The organism is Aeromonas sp. QDB25 (genome assembly GCF_027707725.1).
Lineage (GTDB): Bacteria > Pseudomonadota > Gammaproteobacteria > Enterobacterales > Aeromonadaceae > Aeromonas > Aeromonas caviae.
Genome location: NZ_JAPCIZ010000043.1, coordinates 20,061 through 39,041, shown reverse-complemented (window position 1 = coordinate 39,041; position 18,981 = coordinate 20,061). Strand labels below are relative to the sequence as shown.

Below are 18,981 nucleotides of genomic sequence, written 5' to 3'. Positions count from 1 at the left end.
GGGGTGAACAACAAGATCAAAGTGATAAAGCGCATGGCATATGGATTTAGGGACTCAGAATACTTTTTTCTGAAAATCAAGGCGGCCTTCCCCGGAAAGCCGCGATGAACCGAAGATAAGCGCAAAGAGGGACACCCGGTTGAGGGTAAAGCCCCATGCCCAGGAGGCGAACAGGGTCAGTGCCAGGGTGATGACGATGGCGACCCCCACCACCAGCGCCTCGCGCCACCCCATGCTCACCAGCACCAGCAATACCACCGCCGTGGTGGCAAAGATGAGCTTGCCGATGAGGGTGTTGGATTTGGTCTCGGCGGTGACGCCGTAGTCACGGGTCACCGTCACCTCGACGCCAGCCGGTATGAGCCGGTTCCTGAGGCTCTCGACCCGTGCCTCCACCCGCTTGGCCACCTCCACCGCGTTCTGCCCCGGCTGCTTGCCGATGGCCAGGGTCACCGCCGGGTAGCTGGCTTGCCCCTGCCCCATCCAGCTTCGCTGGACCGGGGTCTCTTCCCCAAGCCCCACCCGGGCCACCTCACCGAGATAGACGGGCTTGCCGTCGTGCAACCCCACCACCAGCTCGCGGGCCTCCTGCTCGCTTTGCAGGAACTGCCCCACCTGCACCTTGATTTCCCGGTTATCCTGTACCACGGCCTGTTCGCTGCCTACCTGGTTGGCGGCAGAGAGACGCTGGCTCAGTTCGCCCCAGCTGATGCCATGGGCGCTGAGGGCCGCCGGGTCCGGCATCACCCGCAGCACGGTGCGCTGGCCCCCCAGGCTGTAGATGTCCCGGGTACCGGGAATGCGCTTGAGTTCGGTCTCCAGCTCGTGGGCGACCCGGGTCAGATCGGGGGCCCCCAGTTGCTTGCTCCAGAGGGTCAGACTGACGATGGGCACATCATCGATCCCCCGGGGTTTTACCAGTGGCTGACCGACTCCGATCCCCTGTGGCAACCAGTCGCGGTTGGAGTCGAGCTGGTTGTTGAGATCGACGATGGCCTGCTCGCGACTCACCCCCACCTTGAATACCACCACCAGCAGGGCGCCATCGGGTTGGGAAAAAGAGTAGAGGGTATCTATGCCCTTTATCTGGGAGACCACCTGCTCGGCAGGGGTGGTGACGAGGGATTCCACCTCTGCCGGGCTGGCCCCCGGGAAGGGAATGTAGACGTCGGCGAAGGTGACATCGATCTGGGGCTCCTCCTCCTTGGGGGTCACCAGCACGGCAAAGAGGCCGAGCAAGAGCCCCACCAGCGCCAGCAGCGGGGTGATGGCCGAGCCCTGAAACAGGGCCGCCAGCCGACCCGCCAGCCCCAGGCGGCCATGGTTGCCGTTCAGCTCGCTACTCATGGGACACCTCCTGTTGACGGCTCCAGGCATCGGGGGCCAGGGTGTCACCGCCCTTGAGACCCGCCAGGACCTCGCACAGCCCAGCCTCGCAGTGGCCGACCCGCACCGGGCTCAGGGCCCAGCCCTCCCCCTCTTTGAGGTAGACGCCGTTGAACTCCCCCTGCCGCAGCAGGGCGGGCTCCGGCACTTGCAACACCTGACGCTCACCCTGTTTGAGCTGCACCTTGAGCCACATGCCGGGCAGCACCCCTGTCGTGTTCGGCGGCAGATCGAGGCGCAGCCGGAAACTGTGGCTCTGGCTGTCGGCGTAGTTGAAGCGGGTCAGCTTGACGGGAGTCACGGCCTTGCTACCGGGCAGCAGCACCTGCACATCCGACGGCTGGCCGGCGAGAGCCAGCGCGGACTGGGGCAGCTCCAGCTCCACCCTCAGCTCGCCTAGGGAGAAACCGGATAGCAGCGGCGTACCGGGGGCCACCGTCTCCCCCAGCTCCACCAGCCGCCTGGTCACCACCCCGGCGTAGGGGGCGAGGATACGGGTATAGCCGTAGGCTTCCCGGGCCTGGATGAGGGCGGCCTCGGCGGCATTGACCTCGGCACGGGCGGCCCGATCCGTTGCCTGGGCGTTGTCGAGCTGGGCCCGGGTGATCACCCCCTTGGCGATGAGGGCCTGATAACGGGTGAGCTGGCGCTCGGCCTCCACCTGCTGGGCCTGGGCCCTGGCCACCCGCGCCTCGGCGCCGGTCACGGCGGCAGACTGCTCCTTGCCGCTGATCTCGAGCAGGGGCTGCCCGGCCTGTACCTCGTCGTTCACATCCACCAGCATGCGGGAGACGCGGCCACTGGTCTGGGCCGCGACCGTCCCCTGATGAATGGCGCTCACGGTACCGTTCAGGGTGAGCCAGTCGGTGACGCGCTGCGGGGTCAGCGTCAGCGACCCCTTGGCCTCCTCGGCCGCCACCAGGGTGGATGTCATGACCAGCAGGGTGGTCACCAGCAACCGGATTGTGTTCATCATGATTCTCCTTCCCTGGCTCATGGGCACCTTGAAAACTCAGGCAATACGGTGCTGGCGAGCCTTCTCCAGCACCCTGTTCCAGACCTTGTCCACCAGCAGGATCCCGGCCGCCATGGCCCCGATGAACAACAATATCATGGGCTGTCCGCTGGAAATGAGACTCAAGGCAGGCCCTGGACAGATGCCGACCAGGCCCCAACCGATCCCGAACAGTGCGGCCCCGCCAATCAGGCGGCGATCCAGCACGGGAGCGGGAACCCGGGCCATGGGCTCCCCCAGCAGGCTCAGACGACGGGGTTTCACCAGCAGGAAGTAGCCCGGCATGAAGACAGCCAGGGCCCCTCCCATCACGAAGGCCAGGCTGGGATCCCAGGCACCGGCCAGATCGAGAAACCCGGTGACCCGCGCCGGATCCATCATCCCGGAGAGGGCCATTCCCAGCCCGAACAACAGACCCGCAAACACACTTGTCAGCAATTTCATGGCAATCAACCCGTCAAAACATGTGGTGAGTAAAGAACACGGTCGCCACGCCCATCCCCATAAAGATGAGCGTCGCCACCACGGAGCGCGTCGACAGCCTCCCCATGCCGCAGATGCCGTGACCGCTGGTGCAGCCATTGCCAAGACGGGTGCCGATGCCCACCAGCAGGCCGGCCAGCAGCACCACGGGCCAGCCGGGCAAGGCATCAAAGGCGGGCATGGTGGCCCAACCCAGGGTCAGCGCCAGCCAGGCCCCCAGTCCCAATCCCAGCAGAAACAGCACCCGCCAGGGGGTCTTGTACTGCATTGCACCGGCCAGAATGCCGCTGATCCCGGCCACCCGGCCGTTGAACAACATCAGGATCAGGGCCGAGAGCCCCGCCAGCATGCCGCCCCCCAACGAGAGCAGCCATTGGCTTTCCATCATCGAATTTCCTCATCTGAGTGACAAAAATGGGTTTGCAGCGCCGCCAGCACATCGGCCGCCGCCTCGCTCACCAGGGAGTAGTAGATCTGCTGGGAGACTTTGCGCGAGCGGATAAGGCCCTGGCGCTTCAATACCGACAGTTGCTGGGAGAAGGCCGACTGCCCGAGCTGGCTGTGGGCCAGCAGCTCCCCGACCCCCTTCTCCCCTTCCACCAGCTGGCAGAGCACCATCAGGCGTTCGGGATGAGCCAGCGCCTTGAGCAGGCCGGCGGCGGCTGTCGCATGTCGGTTCATCTCGTCGAAGTGGCTCATAAGATTAAATTAGCAATTGCTGATATTTGTTCTATTGTATAAAACAACTCTAAATTAGCAATCACTAAACAAAAGGAGACGAGAAATGACCGTCGATAACGGAGTCAGAGTGGTCGCGGGTGGCATGTTGCTGCTGTCGCTGCTGCTCACGGCCTGGGTCCACCCGGGCTTTGTCTGGTTGAGCGTCTTTGTCGGGGTCAACCTGATCCAGAGCGCGTTCACCGGGGTCTGTCCCGCCGCCGCCGTGCTCAGGCGAATGGGGCTCAAATAGGCAGGCGGACATATTGGCTCACAGGAGCCGTGTAATAGAGCGGAGGCTCATTATGGCAACCATCATCATCATCGGGGCAGGGTTGGGGGGCATGTCGGCCGCCTACGAGCTCAAGGCCGAACTCGGCAAGCAGCACGACGTCATCCTGGTGAACGACAAACCCGACTTTGAATTCAACCCTTCCAACCCGTGGATTGCGGTCCGGTGGCGAGAGCGCAAGGATATCTCCCTCCCCATAGAGCCTCATGTGAAGAAAAAGGGGATCCGCTTCATCCACGCCGCCCTGACCGGGTTGCAGCCCCTCGAACAGCAGATCCGCCTCTCCGATGGCCAGCACCTGCACTACGACTTTCTGGTGCTCTGCACCGGCCCCGCACTCGCCTTTGAAGAGGTGCAGGGAGCAGGCCCGACGGCGGGCGGCACCGCCAGCGTCTGCACCCTCTCCTACGCAGAGGAGTGCCTGCACAGTGTCAACGGGCTGCTCGACGAACCGGGGCCGGTGATCGTCGGTGCCATGCCCGGCGCCTCCTGCTTCGGCCCGGCCTACGAATACGCCTTCATCCTCGATCGCCACCTGCGCGACAAGAAGGTGAGAAAGGACGTGCCCATGACCTTCGTCACCAGCGAACCCTACATCGGTCACCTCGGCCTCAACGGCGTGGGGGATTCCAAGGGCATGCTGGAGAGCGAGCTGCGCATGCGCGACATGCAATGGATCTGCAATGCCCGCACCGTGGCGGCCAGGGATGGGGTGATGACGGTGGAGGAGCTGGATGAAGATGGCAACGTCAAGCGCACCCACAGCCTCCCCTACAAGCATGCCATGATGCTGCCCGCCTTCGCCGGCATCAGCCCCCTGCGGGGCCTCGAGGGGCTGGTCAATCCCCGCGGGTTCGTCATCGTCGACGAACACCAGCGCAACCCTGTCTTCCCGCAGATTTACGCCGCCGGGGTCTGCATCGCCATCCCGCCCCAGCACAAGACGCCGGTACCGACCGGGGTGCCCAAGACCGGCTACATGATTGAGGCCATGGTGCGCACCTTAAGCCACAACATCAAGGCGGAGCTGGACGGCCAACCCCCGGTCACCCGGGCGGTGTGGAATGCCATCTGTCTGGCGGACATGGGGGACACAGGGGCCGCCTTCGTGGCCATGCCGCAGATCCCGCCGCGCAACGTCGCCTGGTTCAAGAAAGGGAAGTGGGTCCACCTGGCCAAGATAGCGTTCGAGAAGTATTTCCTGCACAAGATGCAGGTGGGCGACACCGAACCCATCTATGAAAAACTGATGCTCAAATACCTGGGCATCGACAAGACCCGGTAACCCCCCAAGGGCCCGCCGGTGAAGGGAAGAGGGCTCCCTTCACCGGCGCTTTCATCTCTTTTTTATTATGTTTCAATATGTTGCTATCAAGGGCTCGGGGTTTACCCAGGCCGCCGTATCGGCTACCATGTCGCCTCTTTATCACTAGCGGAGACCATCGGTGGGCAACTCATCAAGTGACAGACGCACGCCGACCCTCGTCGTCGGCACCCTGGTCGCGAGCTAGCCGCAGGTTTTTCTCTGCCGCGACTCGCCACCCTGCGAGAAGTGGATCCCTCTTTTCCCCGCTTTTCACACTTGACGTCAGGTGACGCGGACTCATCCCACGACACCTTGCCTGCATAGTTTCTGCTTCCCAAAAGGAGGCTGCTATGCGCTTGATTTCAAACAACCCTGTCGCTGACAAATCCCCTTCCCTGCTGAGCAGACTGGGACGGGGCCTGCGACCACTCTGGCAACGTGGCAGACGGCGTCAGCACCTCTATCGGCTGCACATCCGCTGCGAAGACAGAGCCGACATGGAGCAGGTGCTGGCGGCGGTGAGCCACACCCTGCAACCGGCCGGACTCAGCCCCCTGCAGTCCATGAAGCCCGGGCGCGGTGAAGGCCGCGTGCTGGTGCTGAGCCTCTACTGCACGCCGCCCCAGCGCCGCTATCTGGTGCAGTTCATCCACCAGGTCGGGGCTGTCCACCCGGTACGCTGGGAACTGCGCCCCCGCGCCGGGGACGACGCCACCAGGCATTGACCCTCGAATGAGGCGAGGTCCTTCCCGGGCAACCGTGAAGGGCCTGTACCCTGTTCTGCGCCATCCCGCCCCGTCAGGAGGCGGGTCGCGCCCTTGCATTCACCACGATGTCGACCTTGCCCCCCATCTCTCACACAACCCGGGGGAGCAGGCTGGTCGGCATCCCCAGGAGGAGACCCTTCATGAGAATGTGGCAACAACTCGATTTTCTCGCCCTGCTCGACACCCTGGCCAGCCTGCTGCTCGCCTTCGTGCTGGGCAGCCTGGTCGGCCTCGAGCGCCAGTACCGCCAGCGCACCGCCGGTCTTCGCACCAACGTGCTGGTCGCCGTGGGGGCGGCCCTGTTCGTCAACCTGGCCCAGCGCATCTATGACCTGCATGGCGGCAGTTACGGGGTCGTCCACGTGGTGGCCTACATCGTCTCCGGCATCGGTTTTCTCGGCGCTGGCGTCATCATGCGCGAGTCCGGCAACATCCGGGGCATCAACACAGCGGCCACCCTGTGGGGCGTGGCCGCGGTCGGGGCCGCCTGCGGCGCCGGGTTCGCCCTGGAGGCTATCCTCGGCGCCCTCTTCGTGCTGGCCGCCAACACCCTGCTGCGTCCCCTGGTCAACCAGATAAACCGTGACCCGGTGGACAACATGGACACCGAAGTGACCTATCACGTGACCGCTCTCATCGGCCGCGCTCACCAGAAGGAGGTGCTGCCCTGGCTCGAGCAGATGCTGGAGCAGGCCCACTACCCCCTGAGCGAGCTCGACATCACCCCCTTCGGCGATCAGGATCTCGAGATCTCGGCGGCGCTGCTCGCCACCGCCATCGATGGCACCAAGCTCGATGCCCTGATGAACACGCTCGGGGAGCACCCTCACATCAAGCAGATCTTCTGGCGGGCCAGCATCACCGATTGACGCCCTCATACCAGGCGCAGCACAAAAAGCCCCGCCGGATCCGGCGGGGCTTTTTCACAGGAAAGGGAAGCCGTGTGCCTAGCGGCGGCTGCGCCAGCGCACCCTGGGGTTAATGACCTGGGCGGTCTGGGCAGGGGGATTGCCCGCGATGAGTTGCTGCATCATCTCGAAGGCGGCCCGGGCCAGGGCCGGGCAATCCTGGGCCACGGAATCGATGCGCATGGGGATGCAGTCGAGCAGATCGTGATCGTCGAAGGTACACAGGCGCATGCCGGTCTCCATCAGTCCCGCCTCGTTGAGGTAGCGCAGCACCCCCTCCAGCAGGGTGAAAGAGGCGGTAAAAAGCCCCTTCGGCGGTGCCCCGAGTTCGTCCACCAGCTCAGACATCAGCTGATAACCCGAGCTCGGCTGGTAGTCACGGTGGCGGACCCGGTCTGAAGTGGCCTCCAGCCCGGCCCGGTGCAATCCGAGCTCGTAACCCGCCAGCCGGTGGCGGCTGGGGGAGAGATCCAGCAGACCGCCGAAGTAGTAGATCTCCTCCCCGCAATCCTCGGCCATATCCTGCACCAGCTCGGCGGTAGCCTTGCAGGCGTCCGAGATCACCATGGGCAGGCGCGACTCACCGATGTGGCGGTCGAGCTGCACCACCGGCAAGCGGTCGTGGATGCGGGCATAGATGTCGTCACTGTGGCCGCTGGAGGCGACGATGAGGCCATCCACCTGACGGCTGATGAGGTTGTCCACCACCCGCTGCTCCAGTGTGGGGTCATCCTCGGAGCAGGCGATGAGCAGCTGGATCCCCGCCTCCCGACAGCGGGCCTCCAGGGCACGGGCGATGCTGGCGAAGCCGAAGTTGGTGAGGTCGGGGATCACCAGCCCCCAGGTGTAGCTGCGCACCTCCCGCAGGGAGCGGGCATGGATGCTCGGCTGATAATGGCACTCGTCCGCCACCGCCTGGATCCGCTTGCGGGTATCGTCGGCGATGCGGTATTCCGCACTCTTGCCGTTGAGCACCAGACTGGCGGTGGCCTTGGAGACCCCCGCAAGCGTGGCTATCTGGGCAATCGTGATCCGTTTCTTCTTCTCCACCTGACCTCCCGGCACACTGAGACCGGGCTATTGTACTAGGCAGGTCGCCAGCGGCCAGTGATCGAGACAAATTTTGCTGCCATCATCACCGCAACGTGCGGAAAGTACTGGGTTTTCGCCGGGGAAGTAACGGGTCGACAAGCTCTGGCGACCGCCATCGACGAAGCACTCCAGGCTGGAGCGGTCACACAAGACGGTGATCTTGCCCCCAAGCCAGGGGGCGCTTCGCTCCTCCCACTCCCCGCTCTGCCAGTTCTGGCGACGCAGGACAAGACGCCCAGGCTGCCACACCAGCTCGACCACGGCCCCGAACCTGAGGCGCCCTTCACCGCACAGCGCCAGATCGAGCCAGGCCGAGTCGATGGCCAGGGCGGGCAGCTCGTCCGGCACCCCCTCGAAGCGGGTCTGCTCCCCTTTCAGGGCGCCCAGCTCAGCCACCGGCCGCTGGCAGAGCCACTCATCCTGCCAGAACAGCTCCCGCGGGCAGCTCATCTGGTGGATCCAGCCGTGCTCGAGAGTGGGCTGGCTCATCTCGTTCTCCTCCGGCAAGCCCAGCCAGCCGAACAGCAGGCGCCGCCCCTGACTGTCCTGGGTAGTCTGGGGGGCATAGAACTCGAATCCCCTGTCCAACTCGTGGAAAGCCCCGTGCTCGAAGCGCTCGCCGTCGAAGTCACCCGCCAGCCAGCCGCACTGGTAGAGGTTGCGATAATCCTCTCCCTGCGGGGCAATCCCCTGCGGGCAGCTGATCAGCACATGGCGATCTCCCAGGGGGAACAGGTCCGGACACTCCCACATGTAGCCAAACTCCCCGAGACCGCCGCGCCCGCTGCCGGCGATGGGGCCCACCAGTGTCCAGGCATCCAGGGTGTCACCGCGATAGAGCAGCACCTCACCCCGATCGTCCAGGGTGCGGGCCCCCAGCACCATCAGCCACTGCCGACCGTCGTGCCACACCTTGGGGTCGCGCACATGGCCGCTGTAGCCTGCGGGTAGATCCAGCACAGGGCCCAGCTTGGCAAAGCCCCCCGCACCGTCGGCGCGGGCCAGACACTGGTAGGCGGTGCGGCTGCCGTCCGGATATTTGACGTTGCCGGTGTAGATAAGGGTCAGACGCCCCTGCTCATCACTCACCGCCGAGCCCGAATAGCAGCCGTGGCTCTCATAGGCCTCGGTGGGCAGCAGCGCCACCGGCTCGTGCTGCCAGTGCAGCAGATCGGTGGAGGTGACATGCCCCCAGCCCTTGTTGCGGTGCTCGCAACCGAGCGGGTTCCACTGGTAGAAAAGATGGTAGCGCCCGTCGTGCTCGATGAAGCCGTTGGGATCGTTGAGCAGCCCCACCGGGGCTGCCAGATGCCAGCGGGGCCGATGGGGATCGGCCGCCGCCTTGAGCTGTCCGGCCAGCAGGGACCGGACAACCAGGTTCAGGAGATGGCTTTCCTTCATCACTCCACCTTGTACTTGAGCAGGTAGGAGGCGGCGAAAGCGGCGCCAAAGGCGATCACCAGACCGATGACGTAGTGGATGAGGCTCATGGGCTGGACGATGGCCATGCCCGGGATGCCGGTCAGGCCCACCGCCGTCATGCCGACCTTGGCCGCCACCACGTAGGCGCCGCCGCAGGCCCCGCCGAACAGACCGGCCAGGAAGGGCTTGATGTAGCGCAGGTTGACCCCGAAGATCGCCGCCTCGGTGATGCCAAGCAGGCAGGACATGGCCGCCGGCACCGTGATGGCCTTGATCTTCACGTCCCGGGTCTTGAAGTAGACCGCGAGGCAAGCCCCGCCCTGGGCCACGTTGGCCATGGCCCAGATGGGCAGCAGGAAGTTGACGCCAATTTGCGGATTGGCCAGCAGCCCCGCCTCGATGGCGTGGAAGCTGTGGTGAATGCCGGTGATGACGATAAGGGAATAGGTGCCGCCAAACACCAGACCCGCCAGCCAGCCAGCCTGCTCATAAAGCGCGCTCAGACCGAACGAGATGCCATCCCCCAGCACCCGCCCGGCGGGGCCAATGAAAAGCAGCGCCACGAAGCCGGTGATGATGACGGTCAAAAACGGGGTGAGGATGAGATCCAGCGCGTCAGGGATGCGCTTGCGCAGCTGCTTCTCCAGGTGGGACATGAACCAGACCGCCAAGAGCACCGGGAAGACAGTGCCCTGGTAGCCTATCATGGCGACATCCAGGCCGAAGAAGTCCATGGTCTTGAAGCCCCCGGCCACGCCCCAGGCGTTGGTCAGGGCCGGGTGAGTGAGGATGCCGCCAAGGGTGGCCCCGAGGTACGGATTGCCGCCAAACTCCCGCGCCGCCGTAAAGCCGATGAGGATCGGCAGGATGATGAAGGCTGCCGAGCTGAACATGTCGAGCATGACGAACAGGGCGCTGTCGGCGTTGACCCAGCCGTAGGTGCGCACCATGCCGAGCAGCCCCATCAGCAGGCCGGAGGCGACGATGGCCGGAATGATGGGCACGAAGATGTTGGAGAGGGTCCGCGCCAGACGCTGGGCCACGTTGAGCTTGGCCGTCGCCATGTCGGTCAGCTCCGCCTTGCTGGCGGTGCCGGTCCCGGTCAGGGTGACGAACTCCGCATAGACCTTGTTGACCAGGCCGGTGCCGAAAATGACCTGGATCTGGCCAGCGTTGCTGAAGCACCCCTTGACCCCCTCCAGCTTGTCGATGGCGGCCTTGTTCACCTTGCTGTCGTCCGCCAGCACCAGCCGCAGCCGGGTGGCGCAGTGGGCGGCGCTGACGATGTTCTCCTTGCCCCCGAGCAGGGGCACCAGATCCTGGGCTATCGCACTGATATTCATATTCTTCCTCTTATGACCCGCCACGCTGGCGGGCCCTTGTCACATGAGAGTAGGGGCTGTCGAGCCGGGCTTCTAGCCGCAGATCAACAGCCGTCTGCGCCTGATCGCAAAAATTCATCCAGCCGGGTGCGGGTGGGCAGTGCCGTCATCGCCCCCTTGGCGGTGGTGGCGAGCGCCCCGCAGCCGTGGGCCTGAGCCAGAATGGCGGGCAGCTCGGCCAGCGTCGGCAGCGAGGTCCGTTCGGCCAAGGCCGCCAGCAGCCCGGCGACGAAGGCGTCCCCCGCCCCCGTGGTATCGAGTGGCGTCACCTTGGGCCCCACCCACTCCAGCAACTCGCCACCCAGACGGGCCACCACACCGGCCGCCCCCCGGGTCACCAGCACCAGGGCCGGGCCTGAAAGAGTGGCAAGCCCCGCCGCCAGATCGTCCAGACCGCTCAGCAACTGCAGCTCCTCCACCGAGAGCTTGACCACGTCTGCGAGGGCCATGGCCTCGCGCACCACGGGCAGCATCTCGGCAGGGTTGCCCCACACCTCTGGCCTCAGGTTGGGGTCGAAGCAGACCCGCCCCCCGACGGCACGGATGGTCGCCATGGCTTGCAGACAACTGCTGCGCACCGGCTCGTTGGCGAGCGCAATGGAGCAGGTCAGCAGCCACTGCCCGGCCTGGAAGACCGGCAGATCGGCGTGGCTCAGGAACTGATCGGCGCTCGGGCGCACCATGAAGGTGAAGCTGCGCTCCCCCGCCTCATCGAGATCCACCAGCACCGTGCTGGTGCGATGGGCCGGATCCTGGATCAGGTGGCGAATGTCGACCCCCTCCCTGGCCAGGGTCTCCCCCATGAAGCGGCCGAAGGGATCCGCGCCGACCCGGCCAATGAAAGCCGACTCCCCGCCGAGCCGTGCAACGCCCACCGCCACGTTGGCCGGTGCGCCACCCGGACACTTGAGGTAGTACTGCTCCCCTTCCGGGATCAAGTCCACTACCGCATCCCCCATTACCCACACACGATTCGTCACCTTGTTGCTACTCCACTGCTGCACAGGATTTGCCGGGGTCAGCCCCGGGTTCTGGGTCCGCATTATCAGCTAAACCGTTTTAGCTAACCAATAGATCCCGGGGCCGCCTGCCATTTTTGTGATCGGGATAACGAACTAGAACCAGGTTTCCATCTGCACGCCAAAGTTCCACTCGCCCCCGGCGGTGAAGTTGCTCTGGCCCATGGCATCGGAGCTGGCGTAGTTGTCGAGCTCGGAGGACCAGTCCATCCAGGTGGCGAACACCCGAAGCTCGGGCCGCTCGAAGAAGCCGGCGGTCTGCGCCTTGAAGGTCGGCGCGAAGGTAAGCTTGGTGAAATCGCCGCTCACCGCCTGACGACCCTTGTAGCCCTTGGGATCGAGGTCCATGTACTGCCAGGTCGCCTCGTAAACCAGCTCGACGTTCTGGCTCAGCACCTGGGCCAGGCGGCCATTGAGGGTCACCCAGCGGTACTCGTCCCCTTTCACGTAACGATCCTGGCTGTGCTCGGCCAGCAGGGCCGGGGCCACACGCCAGCGGGGCGCAAGATCGGTGGCGCCAAACACGGCGACCCGCACCGCATCGGCATCCGGCAGCAGCTCGCTGTCGGAGCCCAGCCCCTTGAGCTCGGCACCCAGACCGTGGCCATACAGCACCGCCGCCTTGGAGAAACCGGGGTTGATGCCAAAGAAGCTGTCGGCGTGGTAGGCCACCAGGGTGTGGGCACCCTTGTTCGCCGCTTCGCTGCCCGCGCCGCCGTCGTTGATGCGCGCCTCGTTATCCTTGGCGGAGAGGCCGTTCAGCATCCACTGCCAGTTGCCAACGCGGTTGTTCATGGTGAGGATGTAGCTCTCGATGTCGGAGAGACCGCTCGCGCTGATGTCGCCGTAGTCGCGCCCGTAGAGGGAGAAGTTTGCCTTCCAGCTGTCGGCCAGCTGCACGTCGTAGACGCCGCCGCCGGTACCGGCCAGGAAGACCACGTCCGAGTCGAGCCAGTGGATGTCGAAGTTGTCCCGGTCAAAGCGCTTGCCCGCCCAGAGCACCGAGTGCTGGAAAGGACCGCTGAAGCTCGCCAGATCGCCGATTTCGGCAAACACCTGGCGGGTGTTGAGGCTGGAATCGCTGGCGGTCCAGTCGTTGCTGGTCTCCACCCCGTCCGCCAGCATCAGCTTGTAGCGGGCCCAGCTGCCATCGTCGAAGGTCTGGGTCTTCAGCAGGTTGGCCTCCATGTAGGTGTCATCCTCGTTGCCAAGGCGACCCACGGCGCCGCCCACCGAGCCGGCCGGGGTGATGTAGGGGCCGCCGCGGCCACCATTGCCGTTGCCGTTCACCAGCAGGCCCGAGCGGGCATAGCCGTGGAACTCGAAGCCCTGGGCACCGGCGGTCTGCTTGTCCACCTTCTCGCTCTGGGCCTTGGCCACGGCGGCGGTCTCGCGGGCTTCGCTCGCCTTGCTCTGGGCCTCGTCGGCCCGCGCTTCGGCAGCGGTGGCGCGCGCCTCGGCTGCCTGCACCCGCGCCTCCAGCGCCGCCAGACGAGCCTCGATACCACCATCCGCCGCCCACAGCGGGCTGCTCATTCCCAATCCCAGCGCCACGGCCAGCGCCAACTTGCTCTTGAACATCGTCATCGTCCTCACCTGTCTTCTGTCGCCCGTCCGGGCTCTGTTGTTGTTGACGAGCCGAGGATAGCTAAACCGCTTTAGCTGACTCAATATGCCAGCTAAACCGTTTCAGCAGGAGTGTGAGCGGGATAACATTTGTACAGGAGGAATTGGTGGAAGTTGTGAGGAGGATCCCTCATCGGGATCCACTCAATAAGGGAGGATCCAGGCCAGATGGCGGGCAAAAAAAAAGCCGGCACATCCGTGCCGGCTTGGGTAACGCGGGTCGCGTTTATTTAGTCAGGTCGTCGAAGAAGCGTTTCACCCCTTCGAAGAAGCCTTCGGATTTCGGCTTGTGAGTCTTGGCAGCGGCGCCGCTGAAGGAGTCGTCCAGCTGGCGCAGCAGATCTTTCTGGGTCTCGGTCAGCTTGACCGGAGTCTCGATCACCACCTTGCACATCAGATCCCCCACCTGGCCGGAGCGCACGGACTTGACGCCCTTGCCCCGCAGGCGGAACAGCTTGCCGGTCTGGGTCTCCGGGGTCACCTTGAGCTTGACCCGGCCATCCAGGGTCGGCACTTCAATCTCGCCGCCGAGCGCCGCCGTGGTGAAGCTGATGGGCACTTCGCAGTAGAGGTCGTTGCCGTCACGGACGAAGATCTCGTGCTCGCGCACGTGAACCTGTACGTACAGATCCCCCGCCGATGCGCCGGTTTCCCCCGCTTCCCCTTCGCCGGAGAGACGGATGCGATCCCCGGTATCGACCCCGGCCGGGATCTTGACCGACAGGGTCTTGGTCTTCTGGTAGCGCCCTTCCCCATGGCACTTGCGGCACGGATCCTTGATGATCTTGCCGCGACCGTGACAGTGGGGGCAAGGCTGCTGCACCGCGAAGAAGCCCTGGCGCATCTGCACCTGGCCGGAGCCGTGGCAGGTGGGGCAGGTCTGGGCCTGGCTGCCGGTATGGGCACCGGAGCCGTTGCAGACTTCGCAGTGGACCTGGGTCGGGATCTTGATCTCCTTGGAGACCCCGCGCACCGCCTCTTCCAGCGTCAGCTCCATGTTGTAGCGCAGATCGGCGCCACGGGCCGGGCCGCGACGACCGCCCCCGCGACCACCGAAGATGTCGCCAAACACGTCGCCGAAGATGTCGCCGAAATCGGCACCACCGCCAAAGCCGCCGTGGCCGCCACCCTGGCTCGGATCCACCCCGGCATGACCGTACTGGTCATAACGGGCACGCAGGTTCTCGTCGGTCAGGACCTCGTAGGCTTCCTTGACCTCTTTGAACTTCTCTTCAGCCCCGGCATCACCCTGGTTGCGATCCGGGTGATACTTCATGGCCAGACGCTTGTACGCCTTCTTGATCTCGCGCTCGTCGGCACCTTTCGACACCCCGAGCACTTCGTAGAAATCGCGCTTCGACATACTCATCCTGTTGCTATATCAGCAGTTACGCAGACGGGCGTTGGTTACCCAACGCCCGTAAATTCATTGACGAATCTGCTCACACTCTTGCTACGAAGCCGTGATCAAGGCTCATGTGCTGCTCGGAATCCTCACGTATACTATACGCTCCGGTTCCTGCGCTGCTCTTTACCTTGCTGACGGCCTCTCGCGACAGACCGTGAACAGATTCTGAGCCGATGGGCGAAGCGGACTTCGCCCATCCGGGTCGGGCTTACTTCTTGTCGTCTTTCACTTCTTCGAACTCGGCGTCGACCACGTCGTCGTCAGCCTTGGCAGAAGAGGAGGACTGACCGGCGTCAGCACCGGCGGCGCCTTGCGCCTGAGCCTGCTGCTGGGCAATTTCCATCAGCTTCTGGGACGCTTCCAGCAGCGCTTGCTGCTTGGCTTCGATGGCAGCCTTGTCGTCACCCTTGATGGCGGATTCCAGCTCGCTCAGGGCAGTCTCGATCTTGGTCTTCTCGTCGGCAGGCAGGGCTTCACCGGCTTCGGTGACCTGCTTGCGCACGGAGTGGACCAGACCGTCAGCCTGGTTGCGGGCCTGCACCAGCTCTTCGAACTTCTTGTCCTCGGCCGCGTTGGCTTCGGCTTCGCGTACCATGCGTTCGATCTCGTCATCAGACAGACCGGAAGAGGCCTGGATGGTGATCTTCTGCTCCTTGTTGGTCTCCTTGTCTTTCGCGGAGACGTGCAGGATGCCGTTGGCATCGATGTCGAAGGTCACTTCGATCTGCGGCAGACCGCGCGGTGCCGGGCGGATGCCTTCCAGGTTGAACTGGCCCAGGGACTTGTTGTCGCTGGCGCGCTTGCGCTCACCCTGCAGCACGTGAATGGTCACGGCAGACTGGTTGTCTTCGGCGGTGGAGAACACCTGGGACTTCTTGGTCGGAATGGTGGTGTTCTTCTCGATGAGCGCGGTCATCACGCTGCCCATGGTCTCGATCCCCAGGGAGAGCGGAGTCACGTCCAGCAGCAGTACGTCGGTCTTGTCACCGGACAGTACGGCACCCTGGATGGCAGCACCCATGGCCACGGCTTCGTCCGGGTTGACGTCTTTGCGCGGCTCTTTGCCGAAGAAGTCGGCCACGGTCTTCTGAACCAGCGGCATACGGGTCTGACCGCCCACCAGGATGACGTCGTCGATCTCGCCAACCGCCAGACCGGAGTCTTTCAGGGCGACACGAACCGGCTCCAGGGAGTCTTTCACCATGTCTTCCACCAGGGATTCCAGCTTGGCGCGGGTCACCTTGATGTTCATGTGCTTCGGACCGGTGGCATCTGCTGTGATGTACGGCAGGTTGACGTCGGTCTGCTGGGCAGAAGAGAGCTCGATCTTGGCTTTTTCGGCGGCATCTTTCAGACGCTGCAGGGCCAGCTGGTCGTTGCGCAGGTCAATGCCCTGCTCGCGCTTGAACTCGTCAACCAGGTAGTTGATGACGCGGTTGTCGAAGTCTTCACCACCCAGGTGGGTGTTACCGTTGGTCGCCAGTACTTCGAAGGTGGTTTCCCCTTCGACTTCGTCGATCTCGATGATGGAGATATCGAAGGTACCGCCACCCAGGTCATATACAGCAACCTTGCGCTCGCCCTTGACCTTGTTGACGCCGTAGGCGAAAGCCGCGGCAGTCGGCTCGTTGATGATGCGTTTTACATCCAGACCGGCGATGCGACCGGCATCCTTGGTGGCCTGACGCTGGGCGTCGTTGAAGTAGGCCGGTACGGTGATGACGGCTTCGGTCACCGGCTCGCCCAGGTAGTCCTCGGCGGTCTTCTTCATCTTTTTCAGCACTTCGGCAGAGATCTGCGGCGGTGCCATCTTCTTGCCTTTCACTTCAACCCAGGCGTCACCGTTGTCGGCCTTGGCGATGGCGTACGGCATGATTTTCAGGTCACGTTGTACTTCGTCATCTTCGAAACGACGGCCGATCAGACGCTTGATGGCGAACAGCGTGTTCTTCGGGTTGGTGATGGCTTGGCGCTTGGCCGGCTGACCAACCAGGATTTCGCCGTCATCGGCATAGGCAATGATGGACGGAGTAGTACGGTCGCCTTCCGCGTTCTCGATCACGCGAGCATGGTCGCCATCCAGAATAGCGACGCAGGAGTTGGTAGTACCCAGGTCAATACCGATGATTTTACCCATTTGACGAATCTCCAAATACTTTGAATAAACTGGCGAGGGGCTCGCCTTGATACGTTAACGGCTAGGTGGGGCCTGCCACTGTGGCTTTCAAGCTCCCGGCATCAAATTTTTTGTGCCGCCGTGGCCTTGTAACCTATATGGGGTCTCAAGTCGGCGCTTCAAGTCCGGCCCTGAAAAAACCTGCATACAGACCACCTGACAGCCAAATGACGCCAGACACGTTTTTTGGCGCCACATCCAACAAAAAGCCCGCCAAGCGGCGGGCTTGGTGAGAACAGCGTGATCAGTCAGCGGACTTGGAGACCATCACCATGGCCGGGCGGATGACGCGGCCATTGAGCTCGTAGCCCTTCTGCATCACGGCGATCACTGTGTTCGGCGCCACGTCAGCACTGGGCACCATGCTCATGGCCTGGTGGGCATTGGGGTCGAACGGCTGGTTGGTCGGGTCCAGCGCCACCAGGCCAAACTTGGCCACGCCGCTCTGCATGGATTTCAGGGTCAGCTCGACCCCTTCAATCATTGGCTTGAGGGTGTCGTTCTCCTTGTCCGCCAGCTCGATGGCGCGCTCCAGGTTGTCCAGCACCGGCAAGAGCTCTGCCGCGAACTTCTCCAGTGCAAACTTGTGGGCTTTCTCCACGTCCTGAGCGGCACGGCGACGCAGGTTCTCCATCTCGGCGACGGCGCGAATGGCGCGCTCGCGCTCTTCCAGGGAAGCCTGCTGGGCCGCCTCCAGCTGGGCCTCCAGCTCGGCGATGCGGGCCTGCTCGGCTGTCACTTCACTGTCTACATCGGTCGGCTCGACTGGCTGGGCTTCCACTTGCTCCATCGCTTCAACCTTTTGTTCTTCGTGGCTCATGACATCTCCAATATTCAGGGGTTGCGTGTGAGGGTGGCTGGCGTTCAGACAAGCGACACGCGCCAGCAGACCCTGTGTTGGCGCTATTATGGGGACACAGCCCCGGCTTTCAAGGGGAAAAGGGCAGATCGGGCACAATGGCGCCCATCCGCGTGCCAGGCAGCCCCTTTTCGGGGCCGATTGCACCAACCGCCACGGAGGCAGACAAATCCCCGGCAAAGCGCGGTATACTCCCCCCAAGACTCTCCCAGACCCGATAACCTATGGATTCTCCGTTCAAAACCGTTGCCCTCATCGGCAAGCCCCATCACGAGGGGGCCAACCAGACCCTGACCGGCCTGTATCAGTACCTGACCAGCCGCGGCTTTCGTGTGCTGCTGGAGAGCCGGGTGGCCCATACTCTGGGGCTGCTCGGGGAGAACGTGATGGATCTGGTGCAGCTCGGCGAGCAGGCGGATCTCGCCATCGTCGTCGGCGGTGACGGCAACATGCTGGGGGCCGCCCGGGTGCTGTCACGGTTCGATGTGGCGGTGATCGGGGTGAACCGGGGCAACCTCGGCTTCCTGACCGATCTCTCGCCCCAGGATTATCTGCTGCCCCTGGAGCAGGTGCTCTCGGGTCACTTCAAGAGCGAGCATCGCTTCCTGCTGGAGGCCGCCGTCTATCGCCACGGGGAGCGCAAGTCGAGCAACCTCGCGGTCAACGAGGCGGTGCTTCACCCGGGCAAGATCGCCCACATGATCGAGTTCGAGGTCTACATCGACGGCAGCTTCATGTACAGCCAGCGCTCGGACGGCATCATAGTGGCGACACCCACCGGCTCCACCGCCTACTCCCTGTCGGCAGGGGGCGCCATTCTCACCCCCAAACTCAACGCCATCACGCTGGTGCCCATGTTCCCGCATACCCTGAGCAGCCGCCCCATCGTGCTGGATGCGGACAGCGAAGTGCGGCTGCTGGTCTCGCCGGACAACCAGGACGACGCCATGCAGGTGAGCTGCGACGGCCAGGTCACCCTGGCGGTCCACCCGGGGGACGAGATCCTCATCAAGAAGAGCAGCCACAAGCTTCATCTGGTGCATCCGCTGGATTACAGCTACTTCCACGTGCTGCGCAACAAGCTCGGTTGGGGCAGCAAGCTCTTCTAGCCAGGCACCATCGG

18 protein-coding genes and 1 pseudogene are annotated in these 18,981 nt (G+C 63.8%); 6 read left to right on the top strand and 13 right to left on the bottom strand.

Features of this window, described 5'->3' with window-relative positions; all coding sequences use genetic code 11:
• A partial coding sequence (locus PG883_RS15005) for a transposase (protein WP_160838777.1) occupies positions 1 to 108 on the top strand: 108 nt, incomplete at its 5' end.
• A gap of 3 nt (positions 109 to 111) precedes the next feature.
• Here the strand turns inward: PG883_RS15005 and PG883_RS15000 are convergent.
• From PG883_RS15000 to PG883_RS14980, 5 genes and pseudogenes are all read right to left on the bottom strand, one after another.
• Positions 112 to 1,347: pseudogene (locus PG883_RS15000) on the bottom strand (efflux RND transporter permease subunit); the annotation flags it as partial.
• Positions 1,340 to 2,359 (bottom strand): efflux RND transporter periplasmic adaptor subunit, encoded by a 1,020-nt coding sequence (locus tag PG883_RS14995; protein ID WP_128297211.1) that lies wholly within the window; start codon positions 2,357 to 2,359, stop codon positions 1,340 to 1,342. The gene PG883_RS14995 and the pseudogene PG883_RS15000, both read right to left, overlap by 8 nt.
• Before the next feature lie 39 nt (positions 2,360 to 2,398).
• Entirely contained in the window at positions 2,399 to 2,845 is a 447-nt protein-coding gene (locus tag PG883_RS14990) for a YeeE/YedE family protein (RefSeq protein ID WP_039039223.1), read from the bottom strand.
• Positions 2,846 to 2,858: 13 nt separating this feature from the next.
• Positions 2,859 to 3,272, bottom strand: a complete 414-nt coding sequence (locus tag PG883_RS14985) for a YeeE/YedE family protein (protein WP_164882973.1) — start codon at positions 3,270 to 3,272, stop codon at positions 2,859 to 2,861.
• Positions 3,269 to 3,583: an ArsR/SmtB family transcription factor gene (locus PG883_RS14980; protein WP_039039225.1), complete on the bottom strand. Its 315-nt coding sequence runs from the start codon at positions 3,581 to 3,583 to the stop codon at positions 3,269 to 3,271. Before PG883_RS14980 ends, PG883_RS14985 begins: the two co-directional genes overlap by 4 nt.
• A gap of 85 nt (positions 3,584 to 3,668) precedes the next feature.
• Here PG883_RS14980 and PG883_RS14975 point away from each other — a divergent pair, with 85 nt between their 5' ends.
• The 4 genes from PG883_RS14975 to PG883_RS14960 all read left to right on the top strand — a co-directional run bounded on the left by PG883_RS14975 (position 3,669) and on the right by PG883_RS14960 (position 6,835).
• Positions 3,669 to 3,854: a YgaP family membrane protein gene (locus PG883_RS14975; protein WP_041213243.1), complete on the top strand. Its 186-nt coding sequence runs from the start codon at positions 3,669 to 3,671 to the stop codon at positions 3,852 to 3,854.
• 52 nt (positions 3,855 to 3,906) lie between these two features.
• The gene (locus tag PG883_RS14970; protein WP_257707045.1) at positions 3,907 to 5,178 is read left to right on the top strand and encodes an NAD(P)/FAD-dependent oxidoreductase; all 1,272 of its coding nucleotides are present in this window, start codon (positions 3,907 to 3,909) and stop codon (positions 5,176 to 5,178) included.
• A gap of 371 nt (positions 5,179 to 5,549) precedes the next feature.
• A complete protein-coding gene (locus PG883_RS14965) occupies positions 5,550 to 5,924 on the top strand; it encodes a hypothetical protein (protein WP_043154730.1) in 375 nt (124 codons plus the stop codon).
• Positions 5,925 to 6,106: 182 nt separating this feature from the next.
• A complete protein-coding gene (locus tag PG883_RS14960; RefSeq protein ID WP_041213246.1) occupies positions 6,107 to 6,835 on the top strand; it encodes an MgtC/SapB family protein in 729 nt (242 codons plus the stop codon).
• Positions 6,836 to 6,913: 78 nt separating this feature from the next.
• Here PG883_RS14960 and PG883_RS14955 read toward each other — a convergent pair whose 3' ends face one another.
• The 8 genes from PG883_RS14955 to grpE form a co-directional block, all read right to left on the bottom strand.
• Positions 6,914 to 7,924 carry a substrate-binding domain-containing protein gene (locus tag PG883_RS14955; RefSeq protein WP_104451701.1) on the bottom strand — a complete coding sequence of 337 codons (1,011 nt, stop codon included), beginning with the start codon at positions 7,922 to 7,924 and terminating at the stop codon, positions 6,914 to 6,916.
• A 27-nt stretch (positions 7,925 to 7,951) separates the two neighbouring features.
• Positions 7,952 to 9,367 carry a glycoside hydrolase family 32 protein gene (locus tag PG883_RS14950; RefSeq protein ID WP_257707044.1) on the bottom strand — a complete coding sequence of 472 codons (1,416 nt, stop codon included), beginning with the start codon at positions 9,365 to 9,367 and terminating at the stop codon, positions 7,952 to 7,954.
• A complete protein-coding gene (locus tag PG883_RS14945; RefSeq protein ID WP_103244522.1) occupies positions 9,367 to 10,731 on the bottom strand; it encodes a sucrose-specific PTS transporter subunit IIBC in 1,365 nt (454 codons plus the stop codon). Before PG883_RS14945 ends, PG883_RS14950 begins: the two co-directional genes overlap by 1 nt.
• Before the next feature lie 83 nt (positions 10,732 to 10,814).
• Complete coding sequence (locus tag PG883_RS14940) at positions 10,815 to 11,774, bottom strand: aminoimidazole riboside kinase (protein WP_201896756.1); 960 nt, start codon at positions 11,772 to 11,774, stop codon at positions 10,815 to 10,817.
• A 111-nt stretch (positions 11,775 to 11,885) separates the two neighbouring features.
• A complete protein-coding gene (locus PG883_RS14935; RefSeq protein ID WP_080767822.1) occupies positions 11,886 to 13,376 on the bottom strand; it encodes a carbohydrate porin in 1,491 nt (496 codons plus the stop codon).
• 265 nt (positions 13,377 to 13,641) lie between these two features.
• Positions 13,642 to 14,778, bottom strand: coding sequence for a molecular chaperone DnaJ (dnaJ, locus tag PG883_RS14930; RefSeq protein WP_010673647.1), 1,137 nt, complete (start codon positions 14,776 to 14,778; stop codon positions 13,642 to 13,644).
• Between the two features lie 253 nt (positions 14,779 to 15,031).
• Positions 15,032 to 16,960 (bottom strand): molecular chaperone DnaK, encoded by a 1,929-nt coding sequence (gene dnaK, locus PG883_RS14925; RefSeq protein WP_010673646.1) that lies wholly within the window; start codon positions 16,958 to 16,960, stop codon positions 15,032 to 15,034.
• A gap of 283 nt (positions 16,961 to 17,243) precedes the next feature.
• The gene (gene grpE / locus PG883_RS14920) at positions 17,244 to 17,819 is read right to left on the bottom strand and encodes a nucleotide exchange factor GrpE (protein ID WP_029314044.1); all 576 of its coding nucleotides are present in this window, start codon (positions 17,817 to 17,819) and stop codon (positions 17,244 to 17,246) included.
• 263 nt (positions 17,820 to 18,082) lie between these two features.
• On the opposite strand from grpE, the gene nadK reads away from it, so the two are divergent.
• Positions 18,083 to 18,967, top strand: coding sequence for an NAD(+) kinase (gene nadK / locus PG883_RS14915; protein WP_010673644.1), 885 nt, complete (start codon positions 18,083 to 18,085; stop codon positions 18,965 to 18,967).
• The last annotated feature ends 14 nt before the right edge of the window (positions 18,968 to 18,981 follow it).

Coding starts and splice junctions, on each gene's coding strand:
- PG883_RS14995 (WP_128297211.1), bottom strand. CDS start 2,359: ATGAACACAATCCGGTTGCTGGTGACCACCCTGCTGGTCATGACATCC.
- PG883_RS14990 (WP_039039223.1), bottom strand. CDS start 2,845: ATGAAATTGCTGACAAGTGTGTTTGCGGGTCTGTTGTTCGGGCTGGGA.
- PG883_RS14985 (WP_164882973.1), bottom strand. CDS start 3,272: ATGATGGAAAGCCAATGGCTGCTCTCGTTGGGGGGCGGCATGCTGGCG.
- PG883_RS14980 (WP_039039225.1), bottom strand. CDS start 3,583: ATGAGCCACTTCGACGAGATGAACCGACATGCGACAGCCGCCGCCGGC.
- PG883_RS14975 (WP_041213243.1), top strand. CDS start 3,669: ATGACCGTCGATAACGGAGTCAGAGTGGTCGCGGGTGGCATGTTGCTG.
- PG883_RS14970 (WP_257707045.1), top strand. CDS start 3,907: ATGGCAACCATCATCATCATCGGGGCAGGGTTGGGGGGCATGTCGGCC.
- PG883_RS14965 (WP_043154730.1), top strand. CDS start 5,550: ATGCGCTTGATTTCAAACAACCCTGTCGCTGACAAATCCCCTTCCCTG.
- PG883_RS14960 (WP_041213246.1), top strand. CDS start 6,107: ATGAGAATGTGGCAACAACTCGATTTTCTCGCCCTGCTCGACACCCTG.
- PG883_RS14950 (WP_257707044.1), bottom strand. CDS start 9,367: ATGAAGGAAAGCCATCTCCTGAACCTGGTTGTCCGGTCCCTGCTGGCC.
- PG883_RS14945 (WP_103244522.1), bottom strand. CDS start 10,731: ATGAATATCAGTGCGATAGCCCAGGATCTGGTGCCCCTGCTCGGGGGC.
- PG883_RS14935 (WP_080767822.1), bottom strand. CDS start 13,376: ATGACGATGTTCAAGAGCAAGTTGGCGCTGGCCGTGGCGCTGGGATTG.
- dnaJ (WP_010673647.1), bottom strand. CDS start 14,778: ATGTCGAAGCGCGATTTCTACGAAGTGCTCGGGGTGTCGAAAGGTGCC.
- dnaK (WP_010673646.1), bottom strand. CDS start 16,960: ATGGGTAAAATCATCGGTATTGACCTGGGTACTACCAACTCCTGCGTC.
- grpE (WP_029314044.1), bottom strand. CDS start 17,819: ATGAGCCACGAAGAACAAAAGGTTGAAGCGATGGAGCAAGTGGAAGCC.
- nadK (WP_010673644.1), top strand. CDS start 18,083: ATGGATTCTCCGTTCAAAACCGTTGCCCTCATCGGCAAGCCCCATCAC.